Consider the following 20,399-nt stretch of genomic DNA (forward strand, 5'->3'; position numbering starts at 1 on the left):
CATGACGCGACGGCCGCTTGAAGCTCAAGCCGCGTAACGCCTCGGCGTCAGGAGCGGGTCTTGCGGCGAAGCCTGACGACCACGTCGACGCGTGCGATCTCCATTCCCTCGGGAATCTCTGGAATCCGGTCCACCGAGACGCTCGCTCCGGGGATGTCCATCAGGCGATTTTCGTCTTCCACGAGGAAGTGGTGATGATCGGTGACGTTGGTGTCGAACCAGGTCTTCGAGCCGTCGACCGCCAGCTCGCGCAGCAGATTGACCTCGGTGAACTGGTGGAGCGTGTTGTAGACGGTCGCGAGCGAGACCGGCACGCGGGCGCGCATCGCCTCCTCGTGCAGGATTTCCGCCGTCACGTGCCGATCGCCCTTGGCGTACAGCAGGCGGCCGAGGGCGATGCGCTGGCGCGTCGGCCTCAAGCCGGAATCGCGCAGCATCGCGCCCACGTCGCGGGCGACGCACAGAGAGGGGCGCAAACCGCAATCAGCGGCGCGCTCGGCCCCGGAAATGGCGGAAGGTGCGGCGGTGGTCGTAAGCGTTTCGGCCATCGTCGGTCTCGTCGTCTTTCTTTGAAACGTTACAAAAAAACGCCCGAAGTCTTCGAACGCTTGAACCCACGGCTAAGTCTCAGGCGCTCTACGCCAAAACTCCTGTCTACACTACCTTTTCGCATCTCCGCGGGCAACCGGCTCAGCCGCCCTGGGGCGCTTCCCGCCCGTCCGGCATGTGTGCTAAGGGGGCGCGCGACGCGAAGGGAGCGCGCCCGGACGGGCGCCGGCTGAGGCGGCGAACGTGGACCGAAAGGCCGAAATGACCGAACGTCGATCGAGTTACGAGTACGAAGATTTGCTCGCCTGCGGGCGCGGCGAACTGTTCGGGCCCGGCAACGCCCAGCTGCCGTTGCCGCCGATGTTGATGTTCGACCGCATCTCCGAGATTTCCGAGACGGGCGGCCCTGCCGGCAAGGGCATGGTCCGCGCCGAACTCGACGTGAAGCCCGATCTCTGGTTCTTCGACTGCCACTTCAAGGGCGACCCGGTCATGCCGGGCTGCCTCGGCCTCGACGCGCTCTGGCAGATGACCGGCTTCTTTCTCGGCTGGCTCGGGGCGGAGGGCCGCGGCCGAGCGCTCGGCACTGGGGAAATCAAGTTCACAGGCCAGGTGCTCCCGAAGGTGAAGAAGGTCGTGTACGGGGTCGACTTCAAGCGGGTGATGCGGGGCCGTCTGGTGCTCGGCATCGCGGACGGCTGGCTGAAGGCCGACGGCGAGACCATCTATCAGGCGAGCGACCTCAAGGTCGGGCTCTTCAAGGACGCCGCGGCGGCCTGATCATCCGGTCGAGGACTTAACGCGCCGGCTGCGCTTCGAACTCCGCCGGCGGAATTGGAGGCTTCTCGTGAAGCGTGTCGTCGTCACCGGCATGGGTATCGTGTCGTCGATCGGGAACTCGACGCAGGAGGTGACGGCGTCCCTCCGCGAGGCGAGATCCGGCATCTCGCGCGCCGAGGAATACGCCAAGCGCGGCTTCCGCTGTCAGGTCGAGGGCGCGCCGACGTGCGACCCCAGCCTGATCGTCGACCGCCGCGCCATGCGCTTCCATGCCGGCGGCACCGCCTGGAACCATGTCGCGATGGACCAGGCGATCCGTGATTCCGGGCTTGAAGAGAGCGACATCTCCAACGAGCGCACCGGCATCATCATGGGTTCCGGCGGCCCGTCGACCAAGACCGTGGTCGAGGCCGCCGACATCACCCGCGAGAAGGGGCCGAAGCGGGTCGGACCGTTCGCCGTGCCCAAGGCCATGTCCTCCACGGCCTCGGCGACGCTCGCGACCTGGTTCAAGATCAAGGGCGTCAACTATTCCATCTCCTCCGCCTGCTCGACCTCGGCGCATTGCATCGGCAACGCCGCCGAGACGATCCAGATGGGCAAGCAGGACGTGATGTTCGCCGGCGGCTGCGAGGAGCTCGACTGGACGCTGTCCGTGCTGTTCGACGCGATGGGAGCGATGTCGAGCCGCTACAACGACACGCCCCAGACCGCGAGCCGGGCTTACGACAAGAACCGGGACGGCTTCGTGATCGCGGGCGGCGCAGGCGTGCTGGTGCTCGAGGAGCTCGAGCACGCCAAGGCGCGCGGCGCGAAGATCTACGCCGAGCTCACCGGCTACGGCGCGACCTCGGACGGCTACGACATGGTCGCCCCCTCCGGCGAAGGCGCGATGCGCTGCATGCGGCAGGCGATGGCGACGACGCGGAGCCCGATCGACTACGTCAATCCGCACGCCACCTCGACGCCGGTCGGCGACCTGAAGGAGATCGAGGCGCTGCGCGCCGTGTTCGGGGACAAATGCCCGCCGATTTCGGCGACCAAGTCGCTCACCGGCCATTCGCTGGGCGCAGCCGGCGTCCAGGAGGCGATCTATTCGCTGCTGATGATGCAGAACGGCTTCATGGCCGAGAGCGCGCATATCGAGGAGCTCGACCCGGCCTTCGCCGACATGCCGATCCTGCGCGAACGCAGGGACGACGTGACGCTGAACGCGGTGATGTCGAACTCCTTCGGCTTCGGCGGCACCAACGCGACGCTCGTCTTCGAGCGGATTTGACCAGCCGGCGGCGTCCGGGCGGGCCGCCTGGCCGGTCCGGGGCCGCGATCGGAAAGAGGCGCCATATCCGGCCTGCGATTCCGGATCTCCGCTTCGCTGCGTCCGGGACGACGAGCCTCGTCGCCCGGCGAAAACCATCGGAGGGCGCATGATCGCCGGACTCTTGAGCGGCAAACGCGCCCTGATCATGGGCGTCGCCAACGACCACTCGATCGCCTGGGGCGTCGCCAAGGCGCTGTCCCAGGCCGGCTGCGAGATCGCCTTCACCTATCAGGGCGAGGCGCTCGGCAAGCGGGTGCGGCCGCTTGCCGACAGCATCGGCTCCGACATCGTGCTGCCCTGCGACGTCGAGGACCTCGCCTCCGTGGACGCGGTCTTCGCGGCGATCGGCGAGAAGTGGGGCGGGCTCGACATCCTCGTCCACGCCATTGGCTTCTCCAACAAGAACGAGCTGAAGGGCCGCTACGCCGACACCACGCGCGAGAACTTCTCGCGCACCATGGTGATCTCGGCCTTCTCCTTCACCGAGCTCGCCAAGCGCGCCGCGACGTTGATGCCGGCCGGCGGCGCCATGCTGACGCTCACCTATGGCGGCTCGACGCGCGTCATGCCGAATTACAACGTCATGGGGGTGGCGAAGGCCGCGCTGGAGGCGAGCGTGCGCTACCTCGCCGCCGACTACGGCCCGCAAGGGATTCGCGTCAACGCGATCTCGGCCGGGCCGGTGCGGACGCTGGCCGGGGCGGGCATCGCCGACGCGCGGCTGATGTACGACTTCCAGCGCCGGCACTCGCCGCTCAGGCGCCCGATCACCATCGAGGACGTCGGCGGCGCCGCGCTCTACATGCTGTCCGACCTGTCGGCGGGCGTCACCGGCGAGATCCACTTCGTGGACGCCGGCTACAACATCATCTCGATGCCGGAGCCGGGCAGCCTCAAGACCATCGACGTGGCGGAAGCCCAGGCCGAAGAGAAGGGGTAAGCTCGCAGCTTCCGTCGCGTCCCGGACTTGATCCGGGACACGACGGCCGCCGACCCCGACCGTGCGAGACTCCCCGCCCGACGCGGCCTATCTTGCCGCTTGGGCGCGTATTGGTCCCGGCTCAAGGCCGGGATGCGGGGCGGAGGTCCTTTGAACGCTACGACCGACATCGCCGATCCCGCTTACGTCGCCGCCCGCACCGACGCCTATTTCGCGAAGACCGCCGAGATCGTGGCGGCCAATGGCGACGTCCGCGTCACCTATGCGGTGTTCCTGCGCACGGATTGCGTGGTCGCGATCGACCGCGCGCTCGACTTTCTTGCCGAAGCGTACCCTCAGGACGCGGCGATCCCGCTCGACGTAACGCGGGTCGCTCCCGAAGGCGCGGTGCTGGCCTCCGGCAAGCCCATGGCCTATGTCGCGGGCTCGCTGGTCGCTCTGTCGCCGCTGGAGACGCTGCTGCTGCAGCGGATCGGCTTTTCCTGCGTCTCCGCCTTCAACGCCTATGCGATGTGCCGCGCGCTGCCCGAGGCCGAGTTCCTCGCGATGGAGGCGCGCCACACCAGCGGCGACGACATGCATCTCGCCTGCTCCTACGGCGCGGCGGTCGGATCGCGCACCGCGCAGCTCACCGGCGCCAAGGGCTTCGTCGGCACCTCGACCAATCTCGCGGCGCCGCTCTACGGAACGCCGCGCGGCCTCGGCACCATGCCGCATTCGCTGATCGGCTACGCCAAGGCGCGCATGCTGGCGGCCGGCCGCGATCCGGGGACCGAGAGCGCGACGCTCGAAGCCTCGAGGCTCTACGTCGCGCAGTTTCCGGACGAGGCGCGGTACACCGTGCTCGTCGACTATGACGGCCGCGAGGTCGCCGACGCGCTCGCCGTCTGCCGCTGGTTCTACGGGGCCGGCGGACCGGTTGAGGCCGGCAAGACGCTGGCCTTCCGCCTCGACACCCATGGCGGCCGGCATCTCGAAGGCCTCGATTGGGACGAAAGCGTCCGAACGCTGCTGAAATGGACGCACCGCCACACCCCGGGCGAGGTCGCGAAGCTCGCGCTTCAAGGCTTCGACTTCGAGGAGCTCGGCGGAATGACCTCCGACGAGGTGCGCGACAAGTTCCTGTTCGGCACCGGCGTCACCGCCGCGGCGACGGTCTTCTTCCGCAATGCGCTCGACGATGCCGGCTTCAAGCAGCCGCGGATCGTGGTCTCGTCCGGCTTCGACACGCTGAAATGCCGGGTGTTCGGGAACCTCTCGGCGCCGGTGGACGTCGTGGGTACGGGGTCCTTCATCCCCTCGCGGCTGTCGCGCACCTATGCGACCGCCGACATCGTGCGCTACGAGCTGCCCGACGGGGTCGGCGGGTGGACAAGGTTCGACCTCGTCAAGGTCGGGCGGGAGTTCCTGAAGCTGGCGGACTGACGGAGGTTGAGGCCCATGACGCTCTCCCGCCGCGCCCTGCTCGCCGGCGCCTCCGCCATGGCGCTGCTCGTCGCCCGCCCCGCCCGCGCCGAGACCGTCACCCTCATCGTACCCTATCCGCCAGGCGGCGCGGTCGATCTGCTCGGGCGCCTGATCGCGGACAAGCTGGGACCACGGCTCGGCGGCCGGTGCGTCGTCGAGAACCGCGGCGGAGCCGGGGGATCGATCGGGGCCGCCGCGGTGGCGAAGGCCGAGCCCGACGGCGCGACCTTCGGTCTGCTCAACGTCACCCAGCTCATCGTCAACAAGTACCTCTACGCCGCCCTCCCCTACGATCCCGACGCCGACCTCACGCCGGTCAGCCGGGTCGCGACCGGCACGATCCTGTGCGTGGCGAACGCCGAGACCGCCAGGACGAACGGCTGGACCGGACTCCGTGAGCTGATCGCCTGGTCCAAGGCCAATCCCGACCAGCTGCGCATGGGTTCGTCCGGCGTCGGCACGATCAGCCATCTCGGCGTCGAGCTCGTGAAGGCGAAGTCGGGCGCCTCGATCACCCACGTGCCCTACAAGGGCGGCGGCCCGGCGCTGATCGACCTGCTTGCGGGCACGGTCGACATCATGTTCGACGTGATCCCGGCGCTCGCGCCGCATGTCCGCGACGGCAGGCTGGTCGCGCTCGCCGTGGGCTCGAAGGACCGCATCGCGGCGCTGCCGGACGTTCCGTCGATGGTGGAGTTCGCAGATCTCGGCCTCGGCGAGGTCGACATACAGACCTGGTACGCGATCGTCGGCCCGAAGAACCTTCCCGACGACAAGCGCGACGCCCTGTTCCGCGCGCTGACCGAGGCGATGGGCGATCCCGAGGTCAAGGCGAAGCTCGAACCCAACGGCTTCACGCCGGTGATCGACGCCTCTCCCGACGAGCTCGTCAGCCGCATCGCCGACGAGAACCCGCGCTGGGCGGAGCTCGTGCGGATCTCCGGCGCGAAGCTGGAGTGAATTGCGCGCCGTCCAGCAGGGGGAGCGCTGCGTCCGCCGTCGTCCTCCGGCTTGACCGGAGGACCCATTTCGGGCGTCGCGCTCCACGCCCGGCATGGATGGTCCGGTCAAGCCGGGACCATGACGACCGTGGGCTGGCCGCTCAGCCCTGCAGCTCGTCCAATCCTGCGAACAGCTCCAGCGCTTCCGGGTTGGCCAGCGCCTCCTTGTTCTTCACCGGGCGGCCATGCACCACCTCGCGCACCGCGAGCTCCACGATCTTGCCGGACTTGGTGCGCGGGATGTCGGCGACCGCCACCACCTTGGCCGGCACGTGGCGCGGCGAGGCGCCCTCGCGGATCTTGAGCTTGACGCGCTTGGCGAGGTCGTCGTCCAGCGTCGTGCCCTCGGCGAGGCGCACGAACAGCACGACGCGCACGTCGCCGTCGAAGTCCTGGCCGATGCAGAGCGCCTCGGTGATCTCCGGCATCTTCTCGACCTGGGCGTAGATCTCCGCCGTGCCGATCCGCACGCCGCCGGGGTTCAGCGTGGCGTCGGAGCGGCCGTGGATGATGATCCCGCCATGCTCGGTCCATTCCGCGAAGTCGCCATGCACCCAGACATTGGCGAAGCGGTCGAAATAGGCGGCGCGGTACTTCTCGCCGTCCGGGTCGTTCCAGAAGCCGATCGGCATCGCCGGAAACGCCTTGACGCAGGAGAGCTCGCCCTTGCCCTTGCTGAGCGGCTTTCCGTCGTCGTCGAGCGTCGCGATCGCGAGCCCGAGGCCCGGCCCCTGGATTTCGCCGCGCCAGACCGGCTCCAGCGGGTTGCCGAGCACGAAGCAGGACACGATGTCGGTGCCGCCGGAGATCGAGGCGAGCTGCATGTCCGGCTTCACCGCGTCATAGACCCAGTCGAAGCTCGACTCGGCGAGCGGCGAGCCGGTCGACGCCATGGTCCGCACGGTCGCCAGGCTGTGGGTGTCGCGGGGCCTCAGCCCCTGCTTCTTCACGCCGTCGATCCATTTCGCCGAGGTCCCGAAGAAGGTCATGTCTTCGGCGTCGGCGAAGTCGAACAGCACCGCCGGCGTCGGGTGGAACGGCGAGCCGTCGTAGAGCAGCAGCGTCGCGCCGGCCCCGAGCCCTGCGACCAGCCAGTTCCACATCATCCAGCCGCAGGTGGTGAAGTAGAACACGCGGTCGCCCGCGCGGACGTCGCAGTGCAGCACATGCTCCTTGAGCTGCTGCAGCAGCGTGCCGCCCGCCGAATGGACGATGCATTTCGGCACGCCCGTCGTGCCGGAAGAGAACATGACGTAGAGCGGGTGGGCGAAAGGCAGGCGCGTGAAGGCTACCTCCTTCGCGTCGAAGCCGTCGAGGAAGGCGGCGAGCGACACGGCGTTCGTCAGCCCCGCCGCGACCTCCTCGGCTGCGCCGAGATAGGGGACGACCACCGTGCGCTCGACCGTCGTCAGCGCCTCCGTGATCGGCTTCAGCTTAGGCCCGATCTCGATGCGCTTGCCGGCGTACCAGTAGCCGTCGACCGTCACGAAGACCTTGGGCTCGATCTGCCCGAAGCGGTCGAGCACGCCGCGCTCGCCGAAATCCGGCGAGCAGGACGACCAGATCGCGCCGAGCGAGGCGGTCGCCAGCATGAAGGCGACGGTCTCCGGCCGGTTCGGCATCATGGCGGCGACACGGTCGCCCTCGCCGACGCCCATGGCCGTCAGCGCCTGCTGGATCCGCGACACCAGCGCGCGCAGCTCGTCCCAGCTGAGGCGCGCCTCCGCCTTGTCCTCGGCCCGGAACACGATCGCCTCGCCGGAGCCTGAGCCGCGCAGCAGGTTCTCCGCGAAGTTCAGCCGCGCGTCGGGGAAGAAGCGCGCGCCGGGCATGGCGTCGCCGTTCTCCAGCACGCGGGCGCCCTTGTCGCCGACGACGCCGCAGAACTCCCAGACGAGGTCCCAGAACGCCGCACGGTCCTCGATCGACCAGGCGTGCAGCTCCCGGAATCCCTCGATGGGACGGCCGGCCCGCGTGCTCGCGGCCTCGGCGAAGCGCGCCATCGCGCTGGCGGCCGCGCGCTCGGGCGAGGGGGTCCACAGCGGCGCGTCGGTCGTCATGCGCAGAAACTCCGGATCGTCGGTCGGTCCTGGATGTATAGGCCCGTCCGCCGGCCGGCGGAAAGGCGGCGCGGGCGTCGTTTTGGGCCTTCGCACTGGATGCGATATAAGCGCCGCGCGTCTCGTTTCGGCGCGGCCCTGTCCCGGAGATCCGTCACCGGATGCGACGCCTCGCGCTCGCCCTCGCTGGACTGTGCGGCGCGCTCGCTTTGGCGTTCGTCGTGTTGGTCGCGCGCGCGCCGCTCGCCGGCGTCGACGCCGCCGTGCTTGCGGCGCTGCGGGAGGGCTCCGGGCTCACGATCGCGGTGAACGGACGCGCCGCCGTGACCTGGTTCCCGACGGTGGAGATCCGGATCGACGGGGTCAGCGCCGCGCGGGGGGACGAAACGCCCTTCGCGCTGGCGCGCGAGGTGGTGGCCAGGCCCCGCCTGGGGGCGCTGCTCGCCGGCCGCGTCGAGCTCGCCGGAGTCACCCTGCGGGAGCCGCAGATCGCGCTCGACCGCATTCCGTTCGACGAGGTGTTCGCGGCCCTGCGGGCGGCCCCCGCGCGGTCGAACATGCCGGAGCTGCGCGTCGTCGACGGCCGGCTCGCGATTGACGGACGCTCGATCGAGGGCGTGACCGGCGCGCTGGTCTGGCCGAGCGCCGGGCGGCCGCTCGCCGTCAGCGCCTACGGCACGTTCGAAGGGCGGCCGGTGGAGGGGGCGGCGTCGCTCGCCGATCCGGAGGCGCTCGCCCGCGGGGCGCGAGCGCCGGTGCGGGCCAGGCTTACGGGCGGGGGCGCGCGCGTGCTGTTCGACGGCCACGCCCTGGACGCGGAGGGGCCCCGCTTTGAAGGGGCGCTCAGGATGCGCGCCGCCTCTCTGCGGCAGACCCTGCGCTGGCTGGGCGCGCCGGCGCCGCGCCGCTCCGCGCCGCTGACCGGCTTCTCGCTCGCAGGCGAGGCGACGGCCGACCGCCACGGCCTGTCCATCGCCAACGCCGAGCTCGATCTCGAGGACCACAGTTTCCTCGGGGCCGGCCGCCTGACGACGGGCGGAAAACGCCCCAGCGTCGAGGCGACGCTCGACGCGGAGACGCTCGATCTCGCCCCTTACGTCGACGGCCTGGCTCCGGGGGTGCGCGAGAACGGCGCCCTGAGCTCCAAGCGCTTCGATCTCGCCGCGATCCAGGGCTTCGACCTCGACCTCAGACTGTCCGCAGGCACGCTCACCTTCGCCGGGTTCCGCTTCGAGGACGTCGCGGCGACGGTCGCGATCGCCGACGGCGCGCTCGACATCTCCGTCGGCGAAGCCTCGGCCTATGGCGGGGCGGTGAGCGGCCGCCTGATCGTCGAGCCGCGCGCGCAGGACGCCGTCGCGCTGCGCGCCGATCTGTCGGCGACCGACGTGACGATCGAAGAGGCCTTCGCCGGCGGCGGAAAGGAGCCGCCGATCGCAGGCGCGCTCACGGCCGAGTTCGGGGTGCGCGGCGAAGGACGCTCCGCCGCGGAGATCGTCGGCGACCTCGAGGGGCGCGGCCGGCTGCGCCTCGCCGACGGCGCGATCAAAGGGTTCGGCCACAACCGCGCGCTCGCTCTGGTCGGCCTCCGCGGCGCGCTCGCGGTGAGCTCGGCGGAGGCGAACGTCGTGGTGCGTCGCGGCGTCGCGCTCACCCAGGATCTGAGGGCGGTCGGGTCGGACGCGACGCTCACCCTCGCCGGCGACGCCCGGCTCGCGGCCGGCGAGCTCAAGCTCGACGGCTTCGTGCGTCCGGTCGAGGGCGGCTGGAGACTGCCGATCCGCGTCGACGGCCCGTTCGCCGCGCCGCGCATCCGGCCGAACATTTCGCTCGCCGATCCGCAGGGCGAGGCGCGCAACATGGGCGCGCGCTGACGGCGCGCACCTGCCCAGACCAACCTGACTTCTCGCCCCCGGCTTCCCGGGCCTGACGGCGCGGCTCGGCCTCACCGCCCCGCGGCGGCGGCGCGCTCGGCCTTGAGGCGCTCGGCCTCCGCCCGTTTGGTCGCGATCGAGGCGATGATCACGCCGGTCGTTACGATCGCGATCAGGATCGTGCAGATCGCGTTGATCTCGGGCGTCACGCCGCGGCGGACCATCGAGTAGATCTGCATCGGCAGCGTGGTCGCGCCCGGCCCGGTGGTGAACTGCGAGATGACGAGGTCGTCGATCGACAGCGTGAAGGCGAGCATCCAGCCCGACACGATCGCGGGCGCGATGATCGGCAGGGTGATCACGAAGAAGGTCTTGGCCGGGGTGCAGCCAAGGTCCATCGCGGCCTCTTCGAGGCTCCTGTCGAAGGTGACGAGCCGCGACTGCACCACGACCGCGACGAAGCACATCGAGAAGGTGACGTGCGCGATCACCAGCGTGACGAAGCCGCGTTCGAAACCGACCGCCACGAACAGCAGCAGCATCGACAGGCCGGTGATCACCTCCGGCATCACCAGCGGCGCGTAGATCATGCCCGAAAACAGCGTCCTGCCGCGGAAGCGCCGCATGCGCGTCAGCGTGACGGCCGCCATGGTGCCGAGCACGGTCGCGAGCGTCGCCGACAGAATTCCGACTCGGACCGTGACCCAGGCTGCCGACAGCAGGTCGTCGTTTTGCAGCAGGGACGCGTACCAATGGGCCGAGAACCCGCCCCAGACCGTGACCAGCCGCGACGCGTTGAACGAGTAGATGACGAGAAGGACGATCGGCAGATAGAGGAACGCGAAGCCGAAAGTCAGCGACACGACGTTGAATGGGGACAGCCCCTTCCTCATCGCCCGGCCTCCAGCTCGCGGGCCTGGACGTTCTGGTAGATCGCGATCGGCACCACCAGCACCAGCAGCATCAGCACCGCGATCGCGGAGGCCACCGGCCAGTCGCGGTTGAGGAAGAACTCGTCGTTCAGCGTCTTGCCGATCATCAGCGTGCCCGAGCCGCCGAGCAGGTCGGGGATGACGAACTCGCCGACGGCGGGAATGAACACCAGGAAGCAGCCGGCGATCACGCCGGGCAGCGAGAGCGGCGCGGTGATCTGCCAGAACGCCTTCCACGGCGGCGAGCCGAGGTCCGCCGCGGCCTCCAGCAGCGTGTCGTCGAGCTTCTCGAGGCTAGAATAGAGCGGCAGAACCATGAACGGCAGGTAGGAATAGACAATGCCGATGAAGACCGCCGTGTTGGTGTTCATGATCACCAGCGGCTCGTCGATGACGCCGATCCCCTGCAGGAACGCGTTGAGCAGGCCCTCGCGGTCGAGGATGCCGATCCAGGCGTAGACGCGGATCAGCAGCGACGTCCAGAACGGCAGGATGACCAGCATCAGCAGCGTCGGCCGCAGGCTCTTGGGCGCGCGCGCCATGCCATAGGCCATCGGGTAGGCGATCAGCAGCGAGAACAGCGTCGCGACCGTCGCGATCACCAGGCTCGACACGTAGGACGCGAAATAGATCTCGTCCTCGAACAGGATCCCGTAGTTCTCGAGGTCGAGCCCGTCCCACCAGTCCGTCACGCCCCGCCAGCCATTGGCGAGGTCGAGCACGGGGATGTAGGGGGGCTGGGCGATCGTCGTGTCGGACAGCGAAATCTTCAGCACGACGACGAACGGCGCGAGGAAGAAGACCAGCAGCCACAGATATGGCGCGCCGATCACGAACCATCGGCTCGCGGCGCGTGGGGGGGCGGGCGCGTCGGCCATCGGCGCGGTCAGGCCGTCAGCAGGACGCCGGCGTCCGGCGCGAAATGCACGAACACCTTGTCATCCCAGGCGATGGGCGTCTCCTCGGTCCGGGTCATGTTGGCGCGGCTCACGCGCACGACCTTCTCGGAGTTCTCGAGCTTCACCAGGAACACCGACCAGTCGCCGAGATAGGCGATGTCCCAGATCTCGCCCTTGAGCACATTGGTCGCCGTCGCCGGCGGCGGCTCGAGGGAAATCCGGACCTTCTCCGGCCGGACCGCGAGCGCGACGTCCGCGCCGACGGGCGTCGCGGCGTCGCCGGCCGCAAGGAGTTCGGCGGACGCATCCGCGCAGGCCAGCGTCAGCCGCCCGTCGGCGGCTCCGGTCACCTTGGTCTCGAAGAGATTGATGTCGCCGATGAAGTCCGCGACGTAGCGGCTGTTCGGCTGCTCGTAGATCTCGCCCGGCGTCGCGACCTGGACCAGCTTGCCGTGGTTCATGACGGCGATGCGGTCCGACATGGTCATCGCCTCCTCCTGGTCGTGCGTCACGATCAGGAAGGTCAGCCCGAGCTCCATCTGCAAATCCATGAGCTCGAACTGGGTCTCCTCGCGCAGCTTCTTGTCGAGCGCGCCGAGCGGTTCGTCGAGCAGCAGCACCTTCGGCTTCTTGGCGAGCGAGCGGGCGAGCGCCACGCGCTGGCGCTGGCCCCCGGAGAGCTGATGCGGCTTGCGGGCGGCGAACGCGTCGAGCTTGACGAGCCGGAGCATGTCCTTGACGCGCTCGGCGATCTCGGGCTTCGGCATGCCCTCCTGCTTCAGCCCGAAGCCGATGTTCTGCTCGACCGTCATGTGCGGAAACAGCGCGTAGGACTGGAACATCATGTTGACCGGCCGCCGGTAGGGCGGCGTGCCGGCGAGGTCCTGGCCGGCGAGCGTGATGCGCCCCGACGTCGGCTCCTCGAAGCCCGCCAGCATGCGCATCAGCGTGGTCTTGCCGCAGCCGGACGGCCCGAGCAGCGAAAAGAACTCACGGCTGTGGATGTCGATCGAGATGTCGTCGACCGCCGTGAACTCCCCGAAGCGCTTTACGACGTTCTCGAACCGGATCAGCGGGACGGCGGAGGGGTCGAGCCACGGGGCGAAAGAGCGCCGGATCGGGCCGAGGGCTTTCTGGGCGGGCTTGGGCGCCATGCGGCGGGTCCGATCCTCAAGGACAGAACAAGCGCGCCGTCCCGGCTCTGCTTTTCGGCCGGGACGACGCCGCGACGTCTCAGCGTCCGCTCTTCGCCTTGGTCCAGGCGCGGGTCAGCGCGCGCTGGGTCTTGGAGTCCTCGATCGTCGGCACGGTGTAGAGCCGCGCGAACACCTCCGGGGTGGGGTAGATCGCCGGGTTGTCCTTGACCTCGGCGTCCAGAAACTCCTGCGACTTCAGATTGCCGTTGGCGTATTGCACGAAGTTGGAGTTCTTCGCCGCGACCTCGGGCTTCAGCATGTAGTTGAGGAAGATGTGCGCCTCTTCGACATGCGGCGCGTCGGCCGGGATCGCCATCTGGTCGAACCAGAGCTGGGCGCCCTCCTTCGGCAGCGAATACTCGACGTTGACGCCCTTGTCCGCCTCGGCGGCGCGGGACTTCGCCTGGAACACGTCCCCGGAATAGCCGACCGTGACGCAGATGTTCCCGTTCGCCAGAGCGTTGATGTATTCCGACGAGTGGAATTTGGTGATGTAGGGCTTGAGCTTGGACAGATGCTCGGCGGCCTTCTCGACGTTCTTCACGTTCGACCAGTCCGGCGGAAGCCCGAGATAGGTGAGCAGCGAGGGCATCAAATCCTCGGGGCTGTCGAGGAACATCACGCCGCAGCCCTTCAGCTTCTTCAGGTTGTCTGGATTGTAGACCAGCTGCCAGCTGTCGAGCGGCGCGTCGGGGAACGCCTTCTTGACCTTGTCGACATTGTAGCCGATGCCGGTCGTGCCCCACATGTAGTTGATGGAATACGCGTTGTCGGGATCGTATTTGGCGACCCGCTCGTAGATCTCCGGCCAGGTGTTGGCGAGGTTCGGAAGCTTCGACTTGTCGAGCTTCTGAAACACGCCCGCCTTGATCTGCCGCGACAGGAAGGTCGCGCTCGGCACCACCACGTCGTAGCCGGTCTTGCCGGTCAGCAGTTTGGTTTCGAGGATCTCGTTGGAGTCGAAGACGTCGTAGACGACCTTGATCCCGGTCTCCTTCTCGAAGTCCTTGAGGATCTGATCGTCGATGTAGTCCGACCAGTTGTAGATGCGGACTTCCTTGGCCTCGGCGGGCGCGCCGCCGGCAAGCGACATGGCGAGCCCGAGCGCCGCAAGGCCTGCGACCGCGAACCGTTTCGTCGTCATACGCGATTTCCCCCTGCCTCCCGGCCCAGCGCGGGCGGCCGACGCACCGAAGGCTAGCCGGCGCCTGCGGACTGCACAACTGGCGGCTTCGCTCATTTCGACGTCACGGCCGCCGCTTTTTCGGCCCGATTGATTTGGCGCCGGCGCTCGGGCAGGCTGGAGCCGACGCGCCGGGTCCAGCTCGGCGTCGCGCGGAGCGATCGCTCCGCCGTCGGGCCGCGATCGACCGTCTCTCCAAGACCCGATCCGGGGCGGCCCGCCTTGCGCGACGGACCACACGCCGGTCGGTCGTCTCGTCGTCACGCCGGCTCGGGTCAACCGAAGCATGCGCGGTCCGCGGACCTCGCCCTCGCGTCGGCGGATCGAACGCACGAGTTTGACGATGAGCAAGAAGAAGCGGGCCGGCCTGCGCGAACGGATCGCCGATCGCCGCGGGGCCGCCGACGCCGAGGCCGCGAGCGAATGGGTCGACGAGCGCGGGGTCGAGGAGGTCGAGTGCCTGGTCCCCGACCAGGCGGGCGTCGCGCGCGGCAAGATCATGCCGGCGCAGAAGTTCTTCAACTCGCCGACCATGAACATGCCGTCCTCGATCTTCCACCAGACGATCGCCGGCGGCTATGCCGACGAGGACGAGCCCGGCGGCGGCGATCCGGCCGACAGCGACCTCGTGCTCGAACCGGACTTCTCGACGCTCTGCGTGGTGCCCTGGGCCTCCGACCCGACGGCGCAGATCATCCACGACGCCTTCCACCGCGACGGGCGGCCGGTCGAGGTTTCTCCGCGCCAGCTGCTCAGGCGGGTCGTCGCGCTGTATTCCGACAAAGGCTGGGCGCCGGTGGTGGCGCCGGAGATCGAGTTTTATCTGGTCAAGCCCAACACCGACCCCGACTACCCGCTGGAGCCGCCGATCGGGCGCTCGGGGCGGCCGGAGACCGGCCGCCAGTCCTACTCGATCTCCGCGGTCAACGAATTCGACGAGCTGTTCGAGGACATCTACGAATTCTCGGAGGCCCAGGGGCTCGAGATCGACACGCTCATCCACGAGGAGGGCGCCGCGCAGATGGAGATCAACCTGCGCCACGGCGATCCGCTCGCGCTCGCCGACCAGGTCTTCCTGTTCAAGCGGACGATCCGTGAGGCCGCGCTCAAGCACAAGATGTACGCGACCTTCATGGCGAAGCCGATCGCGCGGCAGCCGGGCTCGGCGATGCACATCCACCAGTCCGTTCGCGACATGAAGTCCAACGTGAACATTTTTTCCGACGAACGCGGCAAACCGTCGCCGGAGTTCTTCGGCTTTCTCGCCGGGACCCAGAAATACCTTCCGGCGGTGATGTGCGTGCTGGCGCCTTACGTGAACTCCTACCGCCGGCTCACGCGGCAGTCCTCGGCGCCGATCAACGTGCAATGGGGCTACGACAACCGCACCACCGGCATCCGCGTGCCGCCTTCCGTGCCGGAAGCGCGCCGCGTCGAGAACCGGGTGCCGTCGTCGGACGCCAATCCCTATCTCGCGATCGCGGCGTCGCTCGCCTGCGGCTATCTCGGCATGACCGAGGCGCTGACTCCGACGGAACCGATCGACGGCTCGGCCCATGGGCTCGACTACGATCTGCCGCGCGGCCTGCTCGAGGCGGTCGCGGCCTTCGAGGACTGCGATCCGCTGAGGGACGTCTTCGGCTCCACCTTCGTCGCGACCTACGGCGCGATCAAGCGCGCCGAGTTCGAGACCTTCATGCAGGTCATCAGCCCCTGGGAGCGGGAGTACCTGCTGCTGAACGTGTGAGGGCGCGTCTGCCATGACCGCCTATCCACCCGCGCCCTCTTATTATTCCGCCGTCAATCCGGCCCCGCCGCCGCGCCCGCCGCTCGGCGGCGACGCGCGGGCCGACGTCGCGATCATCGGGGCGGGGTTCACGGGACTGTCGGCCGCGCTGCATCTCGCCGAGCGCGGCATGAAGGTCGTCGTGCTCGAGCAGGCGCGCGTCGCCTGGGGCGCCTCGGGCCGCAACGGCGGACAGGCGCATATCGGTCAGCGCCGCGACCAGGACTGGCTCGAGAAGGCTGTCGGGCCGAGCGACGCCCGCAAGCTCTGGGACATGTGCCTCGACGCCAAGGCGCTGCTCGACGACACGATCGGCCGCCGCGGGGTCGACGTTCGCTTCGAGAAAGGGCTGATCCACGCCGACCATAAGCCGGCTTATGTCGCGGAAACCCACAGCTACGTGCGCAAGCTCCGCGACGACTACGGCTATCCCCATGTCGAGACGCTCGACCGCGACCAGATGCGGGCGCTGGTCAAGACCGAGGCCTATCACGGCGGCTCGATCGACCACGAGGCCGGCCATCTCGACCCGCTTGCGCTGGCCTTCGGACTGGCGCGCCTAGCCGAGGCTGCCGGCGCCGTCATACATGAGGGGACGCGCGTCCTGCGGCTCCGTCACGGCGCCAGGCCGGCGCTGGAGACCGAGCGAGGCGCGGTCACGGCCGACGCCGTCCTGATCTGCACGGACGGGCTGATGGACGGCGTGGAGCCGGCGGTCGAACGGCGCGTGATGCCGATCGCGAACCACATCGCGACGACCGCGCCGCTTGGCGACCGGATCTTCGAGATTTTCGGCGGCCGCGCGGCCGTCGCCGACAGTCGGTTCGTCGTCTACTATTTCCGTCCGACGCCGGACGGCCGCCTGCTGTTCGGCGGCGGCGAGACCTATTCGACGACGCTGCCGGACGACGTGGCGCCGCTCGTGCGGCCGCATATGCTGAACGTGTTTCCGCAGCTGAAGGACGTCGCGATCGAGCACGCCTGGGGAGGCGTCCTCGGCATCACGCCGAGCCGCGCGCCCTTCGTGCGCAGGATCGCGCCGAACGTGCTGGTCGCGGCCGGCTATTCCGGCCAGGGCGTGATGCTCGGTCCGATGTTCGGCAAGATTCTCGCCGAGGCCGTCGCCGGCGCCCTGGAGCGCTTCGACCTGCTGGCCCGGCTGCCGGTCCCGTCCTTTCCCGGCGGCACGTGGCTGCGCAAGCCGATCCTGGTCGCCGCGATGAGCTACTACGCGCTGAGGGACCGGCTTTAGCGTTCCGATCGTTCCGGCGCCTCAGTGCGCCGGCGCCGCTCCGGCGCCGCTCCCCGGCTTGCGGACCAGCGGCACCAGGATCACCAGGCTCGCGAACAGGATGGCGAGCACCCAGAACAGGTCGCCGAAGGCGAGCACCAGGCCCTGCTGGCGGACCGACTGGCTCATCTGCTTGATCGCGGCGAGTTCGGCGTCGGAGCCCATGCGTCCGGCGAAGCTCTGCGTCATCGAGGCCAGCCGCTCGTCCGCCACCTGCCGGCCCCAGACCACGCTCTCGCGCAGGCGCAGCATGTGGAGGTCCTGCCGGTCGTTCAGGAAGGTGTTGATGAAGGCGAGCCCGAAGGCGCCGCCGAGGTTGCGCATCAAGTTGAACAGGCCGGAGGCGTTCTTCAGCTTGTTGGGCGGCAGCGTCGCGAGCGACACCACGTTGATCGGCACCATGCACATCATCAGCGAGACGCCGCGCAGCGCCTGCGGCAGGAACAGCTCGCCGAACGCCCAGTCCTGCGTGATGTAGGTGAGGTCGAGGCAGGACAGTCCGAAGCCGAGGAATCCCGCGCCAATGAGAAAGCGCGGGTCGGTCTTGCGCGACAGCACGCCGACCACCGGCGCCGTCACGAACATGAACATGCCGGTCACGAACACCGTCTCGCCGATCTGCAGCGAATCGTATCCGCGCACCCGGCCGAGGAAGACGGGGTAGAGGTAGGTCAGGCCGTAAAGGCCTACTCCCAGCACGAAGGTGAGCAGCGACCCGACCGCGAAGTTGCGGTTGTTGTAGGCGCGCAGGTCGACCAGCGGCTCCTTCACCGTGAAGCACCGCCAGAAGAACAGCACGGCGCCCAGCACGCTCGCGACCGACAGCGCCCGGATCGCGTCGTCCTGGAACCAGTCGTCGCGCGCGCCCTCCTCGAGCACGTATTCGAGGCTGCCGAGGAACACCGCCATGGCGGCGAGCGCGAGGTAGTCGAGCTTCTTCAGGAGGCCCGGCTCCGGCTCGTCGAAATCGACCAGCGCCCAGGCGATCAGGGTCGCCGCGGCGCCGGGGATGACGTTGACCAGGAACAGCCAGTGCCAGGAGAACAGCTCGGTGAGGTAGCCGCCGACCGTCGGGCCGACGGTGGGCGCGAGCGTCACCGTCAGGCCGACCAGCGCCATGATGGCGGGCTGCAGGCGTTTGGGGAAGATGGTGTAGGCGGCGGCGAAGGCGGTCGGGATCATGCCGCCGCCGATGAAGCCCTGCAGCGCGCGGTAGACGATCATCTCCGGCAGGGTGGTCGCGGTCGCGCACAGCACGCTCGCGACGGTGAAGCCCGCCGCCGAGATCGTGAACAGCACCCGCGTCGACAGCGCCCGGGCGAGGAAGCCCGACAGCGGGATCATGATCACCTCGGCGATCAAATAGCTGGTCTGCACCCACGAGATCTCGTCCGGGCTCGCGCTCAGGCCCGCCTGGATCTCGGCGAGCGAGGACGACACGATCTGGATGTCCAGGATCGCCATGAACATGCCGAAGACGAGCGCGAGGAACGCGATCAGCCGCCGCGGCGTGACTTCGGGCTCGGCGGGGGGGCGACCTGCGCCCGAGGCGTTCGGAGAGCTTCCGGCCGCCGGACGCGCGGGGACGCGGTTCGGACCGGAGGCCGGACGGTCGCCTTGGGGGGCGTCGCCTTGGCTCATCGCGAATGCCTCGGACGCAGGGGCTCGTCAGCGCCGCGCGTCGGCGGCGCCGGTTCCGGATTTCGGGGCGGTGCGGACGTCGACGGAGGCGGTCACCGACAGGCCGGGCCGGAGCCTGCCCTTGGCGACGTCCTCCGGCGCGACGTGGATGCGGACCGGCACGCGCTGGACGATCTTGGTGAAGTTGCCGGTGGCGTTCTCCGGCGGCAGCAGGCTGAACTCGGCGCCCGACGCCGGCGCGAGGCTGTCGACAACGCCGGTGACGTCATGCTCGGGATAGGCGTCGACCGAGAGCCGCACCTGGGAGCCGACCGTGATGTCGGCGAGCTGCGTCTCCTTGAAATTCGCGTCCACATAGACGCGGTCGAGCGGCACCACCGCCATCACGCGCTTGCCCGGCGTGACGTAGTCGCCCTGCTGCACGGCCTTGTTGCCGACGACCCCGTCGAACGGCGCGCGGACGACCGTCGCGTCGAGATCGCGCTGGCGCTGGGCGCGGGTGGTCTGAAGCTCGGCCAGCGTGCGCTCGGCCTCGGCCTTCTGCGCGACGAGCACCTCGCGGTTGGCCTGCGCCGCCGTCACGCCGGCGCTCGCCGCCTCCACCGCCGCCAAAGTCCGGTCACGGTCGGCCTTGGCCTGGTCGAGGTTCTGCTTGCTGCCGTAAGTGGACTTCGCGAGCTGCTGGGCGCGCTCGAAATCGGCGGCGGCGCGATCACGGTCCGCCTTCGCGCTGTCGACCTGAGCCTGCGCCTGGGTCACCTGCGCGGCGGCGGCGGCGATCTGGCTGTCGAAGCGCAGGATCGAGGCACGCTGGGTCGCGATCCGGTCTTCGGCCGCGGTCACCGCGAGCTGGGCGTCGCCATCGTCCAGCACGATAAGAGGGTCGCCCTTCCTCACCCGGGCGTTGTCGGACACGGGCACGGCGGCGACGTAGCCCGAAATCTTGGGCGCCATCACCGCCATGTCGGCGCCGACATAGGCGTCGTCGGTCTCGATCAGGAATCGCCCGTCGACCCACCACTGATGTCCGTAATAAGCGCCGGCCGCGATCGCGAGGGCGGCTGCGCCGCCGAGCAGCAGCTTGCGCGCCCGGCCCTTGCCCGGCTTCGCCGGAGCGCCCGCGACCGCCGGCGGCTCGGCCGGTTCGGCCGGCGCCTCGCGCTCGATCTCGCGGCGGCTCTCGGGCGCGTCACGGTCGGGAGACCGCAGATCCTTCGCCTCGGGCTCGCCGCCCGTGACCAATCGCGGCCGTAGCGGATCCATCTGCGCCTTGCCCATAACGACCCTCGGAACGTTCCGTTGCGGGTGGCGCGCGGACCTCTCCCGCGGCGCCGGCATTCAATGCGTACCGGCGGGCCCGGCCAGTCCGGCGCCGCCCGCTGGGATCTCGTCCTGCAGACGCCGCCGATCGGGAATGACCGAACGGTTCGGTCAAAAATAGATAGCCCCTTCCGGCAGCGTCGGCAAGATTGACCGAAC

At 69.1% G+C, this 20,399-nt stretch carries 16 protein-coding genes; 8 read left to right on the forward strand and 8 right to left on the reverse strand.

The window, feature by feature from the left end:
* Positions 1-47: 47 nt before the first annotated feature.
* Positions 48-548, reverse strand: a complete 501-nt coding sequence (irrA, locus tag ACO2RJ_RS11085; protein ID WP_423268071.1) for an iron response transcriptional regulator IrrA — start codon at positions 546-548, stop codon at positions 48-50.
* Between the two features lie 262 nt (positions 549-810).
* Here irrA and fabA point away from each other — a divergent pair, with 262 nt between their 5' ends.
* From fabA to ACO2RJ_RS11110, 5 genes are all read left to right on the forward strand, one after another.
* Positions 811-1,329: a 3-hydroxyacyl-[acyl-carrier-protein] dehydratase FabA gene (gene fabA, locus ACO2RJ_RS11090; RefSeq protein WP_423268072.1), complete on the forward strand. Its 519-nt coding sequence runs from the start codon at positions 811-813 to the stop codon at positions 1,327-1,329.
* A gap of 67 nt (positions 1,330-1,396) precedes the next feature.
* Positions 1,397-2,608: a beta-ketoacyl-ACP synthase I gene (gene fabB, locus ACO2RJ_RS11095; RefSeq protein ID WP_423268073.1), complete on the forward strand. Its 1,212-nt coding sequence runs from the start codon at positions 1,397-1,399 to the stop codon at positions 2,606-2,608.
* A 148-nt stretch (positions 2,609-2,756) separates the two neighbouring features.
* Positions 2,757-3,590, forward strand: a complete 834-nt coding sequence (fabI, locus tag ACO2RJ_RS11100; protein WP_423268074.1) for an enoyl-ACP reductase FabI — start codon at positions 2,757-2,759, stop codon at positions 3,588-3,590.
* Positions 3,591-3,740: 150 nt separating this feature from the next.
* Positions 3,741-5,015 carry a hypothetical protein gene (locus tag ACO2RJ_RS11105; RefSeq protein WP_423268075.1) on the forward strand — a complete coding sequence of 425 codons (1,275 nt, stop codon included), beginning with the start codon at positions 3,741-3,743 and terminating at the stop codon, positions 5,013-5,015.
* A gap of 15 nt (positions 5,016-5,030) precedes the next feature.
* Positions 5,031-6,017 (forward strand): Bug family tripartite tricarboxylate transporter substrate binding protein, encoded by a 987-nt coding sequence (locus ACO2RJ_RS11110; RefSeq protein ID WP_423268076.1) that lies wholly within the window; start codon positions 5,031-5,033, stop codon positions 6,015-6,017.
* Between the two features lie 142 nt (positions 6,018-6,159).
* On the opposite strand, the gene ACO2RJ_RS11115 is transcribed toward ACO2RJ_RS11110, so the two are convergent.
* Positions 6,160-8,118, reverse strand: coding sequence for an acetoacetate--CoA ligase (locus ACO2RJ_RS11115; protein ID WP_423268077.1), 1,959 nt, complete (start codon positions 8,116-8,118; stop codon positions 6,160-6,162).
* A gap of 161 nt (positions 8,119-8,279) precedes the next feature.
* On the opposite strand from ACO2RJ_RS11115, the gene ACO2RJ_RS11120 reads away from it, so the two are divergent.
* A complete protein-coding gene (locus ACO2RJ_RS11120) occupies positions 8,280-9,992 on the forward strand; it encodes an AsmA family protein (RefSeq protein WP_423268078.1) in 1,713 nt (570 codons plus the stop codon).
* A 71-nt stretch (positions 9,993-10,063) separates the two neighbouring features.
* On the opposite strand, the gene ACO2RJ_RS11125 is transcribed toward ACO2RJ_RS11120, so the two are convergent.
* The 4 genes from ACO2RJ_RS11125 to ACO2RJ_RS11140 all read right to left on the reverse strand — a co-directional run bounded on the left by ACO2RJ_RS11125 (position 10,064) and on the right by ACO2RJ_RS11140 (position 14,163).
* Positions 10,064-10,885: an ABC transporter permease gene (locus ACO2RJ_RS11125; RefSeq protein WP_423268079.1), complete on the reverse strand. Its 822-nt coding sequence runs from the start codon at positions 10,883-10,885 to the stop codon at positions 10,064-10,066.
* Positions 10,882-11,802, reverse strand: coding sequence for an ABC transporter permease (locus ACO2RJ_RS11130; RefSeq protein ID WP_423268080.1), 921 nt, complete (start codon positions 11,800-11,802; stop codon positions 10,882-10,884). The genes ACO2RJ_RS11125 and ACO2RJ_RS11130 overlap by 4 nt, the downstream gene beginning before the upstream one ends.
* 8 nt (positions 11,803-11,810) lie before the next feature.
* The gene (locus ACO2RJ_RS11135; protein WP_423268081.1) at positions 11,811-12,977 is read right to left on the reverse strand and encodes an ABC transporter ATP-binding protein; all 1,167 of its coding nucleotides are present in this window, start codon (positions 12,975-12,977) and stop codon (positions 11,811-11,813) included.
* Positions 12,978-13,056: 79 nt separating this feature from the next.
* The gene (locus tag ACO2RJ_RS11140) at positions 13,057-14,163 is read right to left on the reverse strand and encodes an extracellular solute-binding protein (protein ID WP_423268082.1); all 1,107 of its coding nucleotides are present in this window, start codon (positions 14,161-14,163) and stop codon (positions 13,057-13,059) included.
* A 382-nt stretch (positions 14,164-14,545) separates the two neighbouring features.
* Here ACO2RJ_RS11140 and ACO2RJ_RS11145 point away from each other — a divergent pair, with 382 nt between their 5' ends.
* Together ACO2RJ_RS11145 and ACO2RJ_RS11150 are read left to right on the forward strand one after the other, a co-directional pair.
* Positions 14,546-15,949 (forward strand): glutamine synthetase family protein, encoded by a 1,404-nt coding sequence (locus ACO2RJ_RS11145; RefSeq protein WP_423268083.1) that lies wholly within the window; start codon positions 14,546-14,548, stop codon positions 15,947-15,949.
* Between the two features lie 13 nt (positions 15,950-15,962).
* Entirely contained in the window at positions 15,963-17,240 is a 1,278-nt protein-coding gene (locus ACO2RJ_RS11150) for an NAD(P)/FAD-dependent oxidoreductase (RefSeq protein WP_423268084.1), read from the forward strand.
* Positions 17,241-17,261: 21 nt separating this feature from the next.
* Here ACO2RJ_RS11150 and ACO2RJ_RS11155 read toward each other — a convergent pair whose 3' ends face one another.
* Both ACO2RJ_RS11155 and ACO2RJ_RS11160 read right to left on the reverse strand, forming a co-directional pair.
* The gene (locus ACO2RJ_RS11155) at positions 17,262-18,920 is read right to left on the reverse strand and encodes a DHA2 family efflux MFS transporter permease subunit (protein WP_423268085.1); all 1,659 of its coding nucleotides are present in this window, start codon (positions 18,918-18,920) and stop codon (positions 17,262-17,264) included.
* A 27-nt stretch (positions 18,921-18,947) separates the two neighbouring features.
* On the reverse strand, positions 18,948-20,198 hold the full coding sequence (locus tag ACO2RJ_RS11160; protein WP_423268086.1) for an HlyD family secretion protein: 1,251 nt from the start codon (positions 20,196-20,198) through the stop codon (positions 18,948-18,950).
* Positions 20,199-20,399 lie beyond the last annotated feature (201 nt).

Source organism: Hansschlegelia sp. KR7-227, from assembly GCF_049446035.1.
Lineage (GTDB): Bacteria > Pseudomonadota > Alphaproteobacteria > Rhizobiales > Methylopilaceae > Methylopila.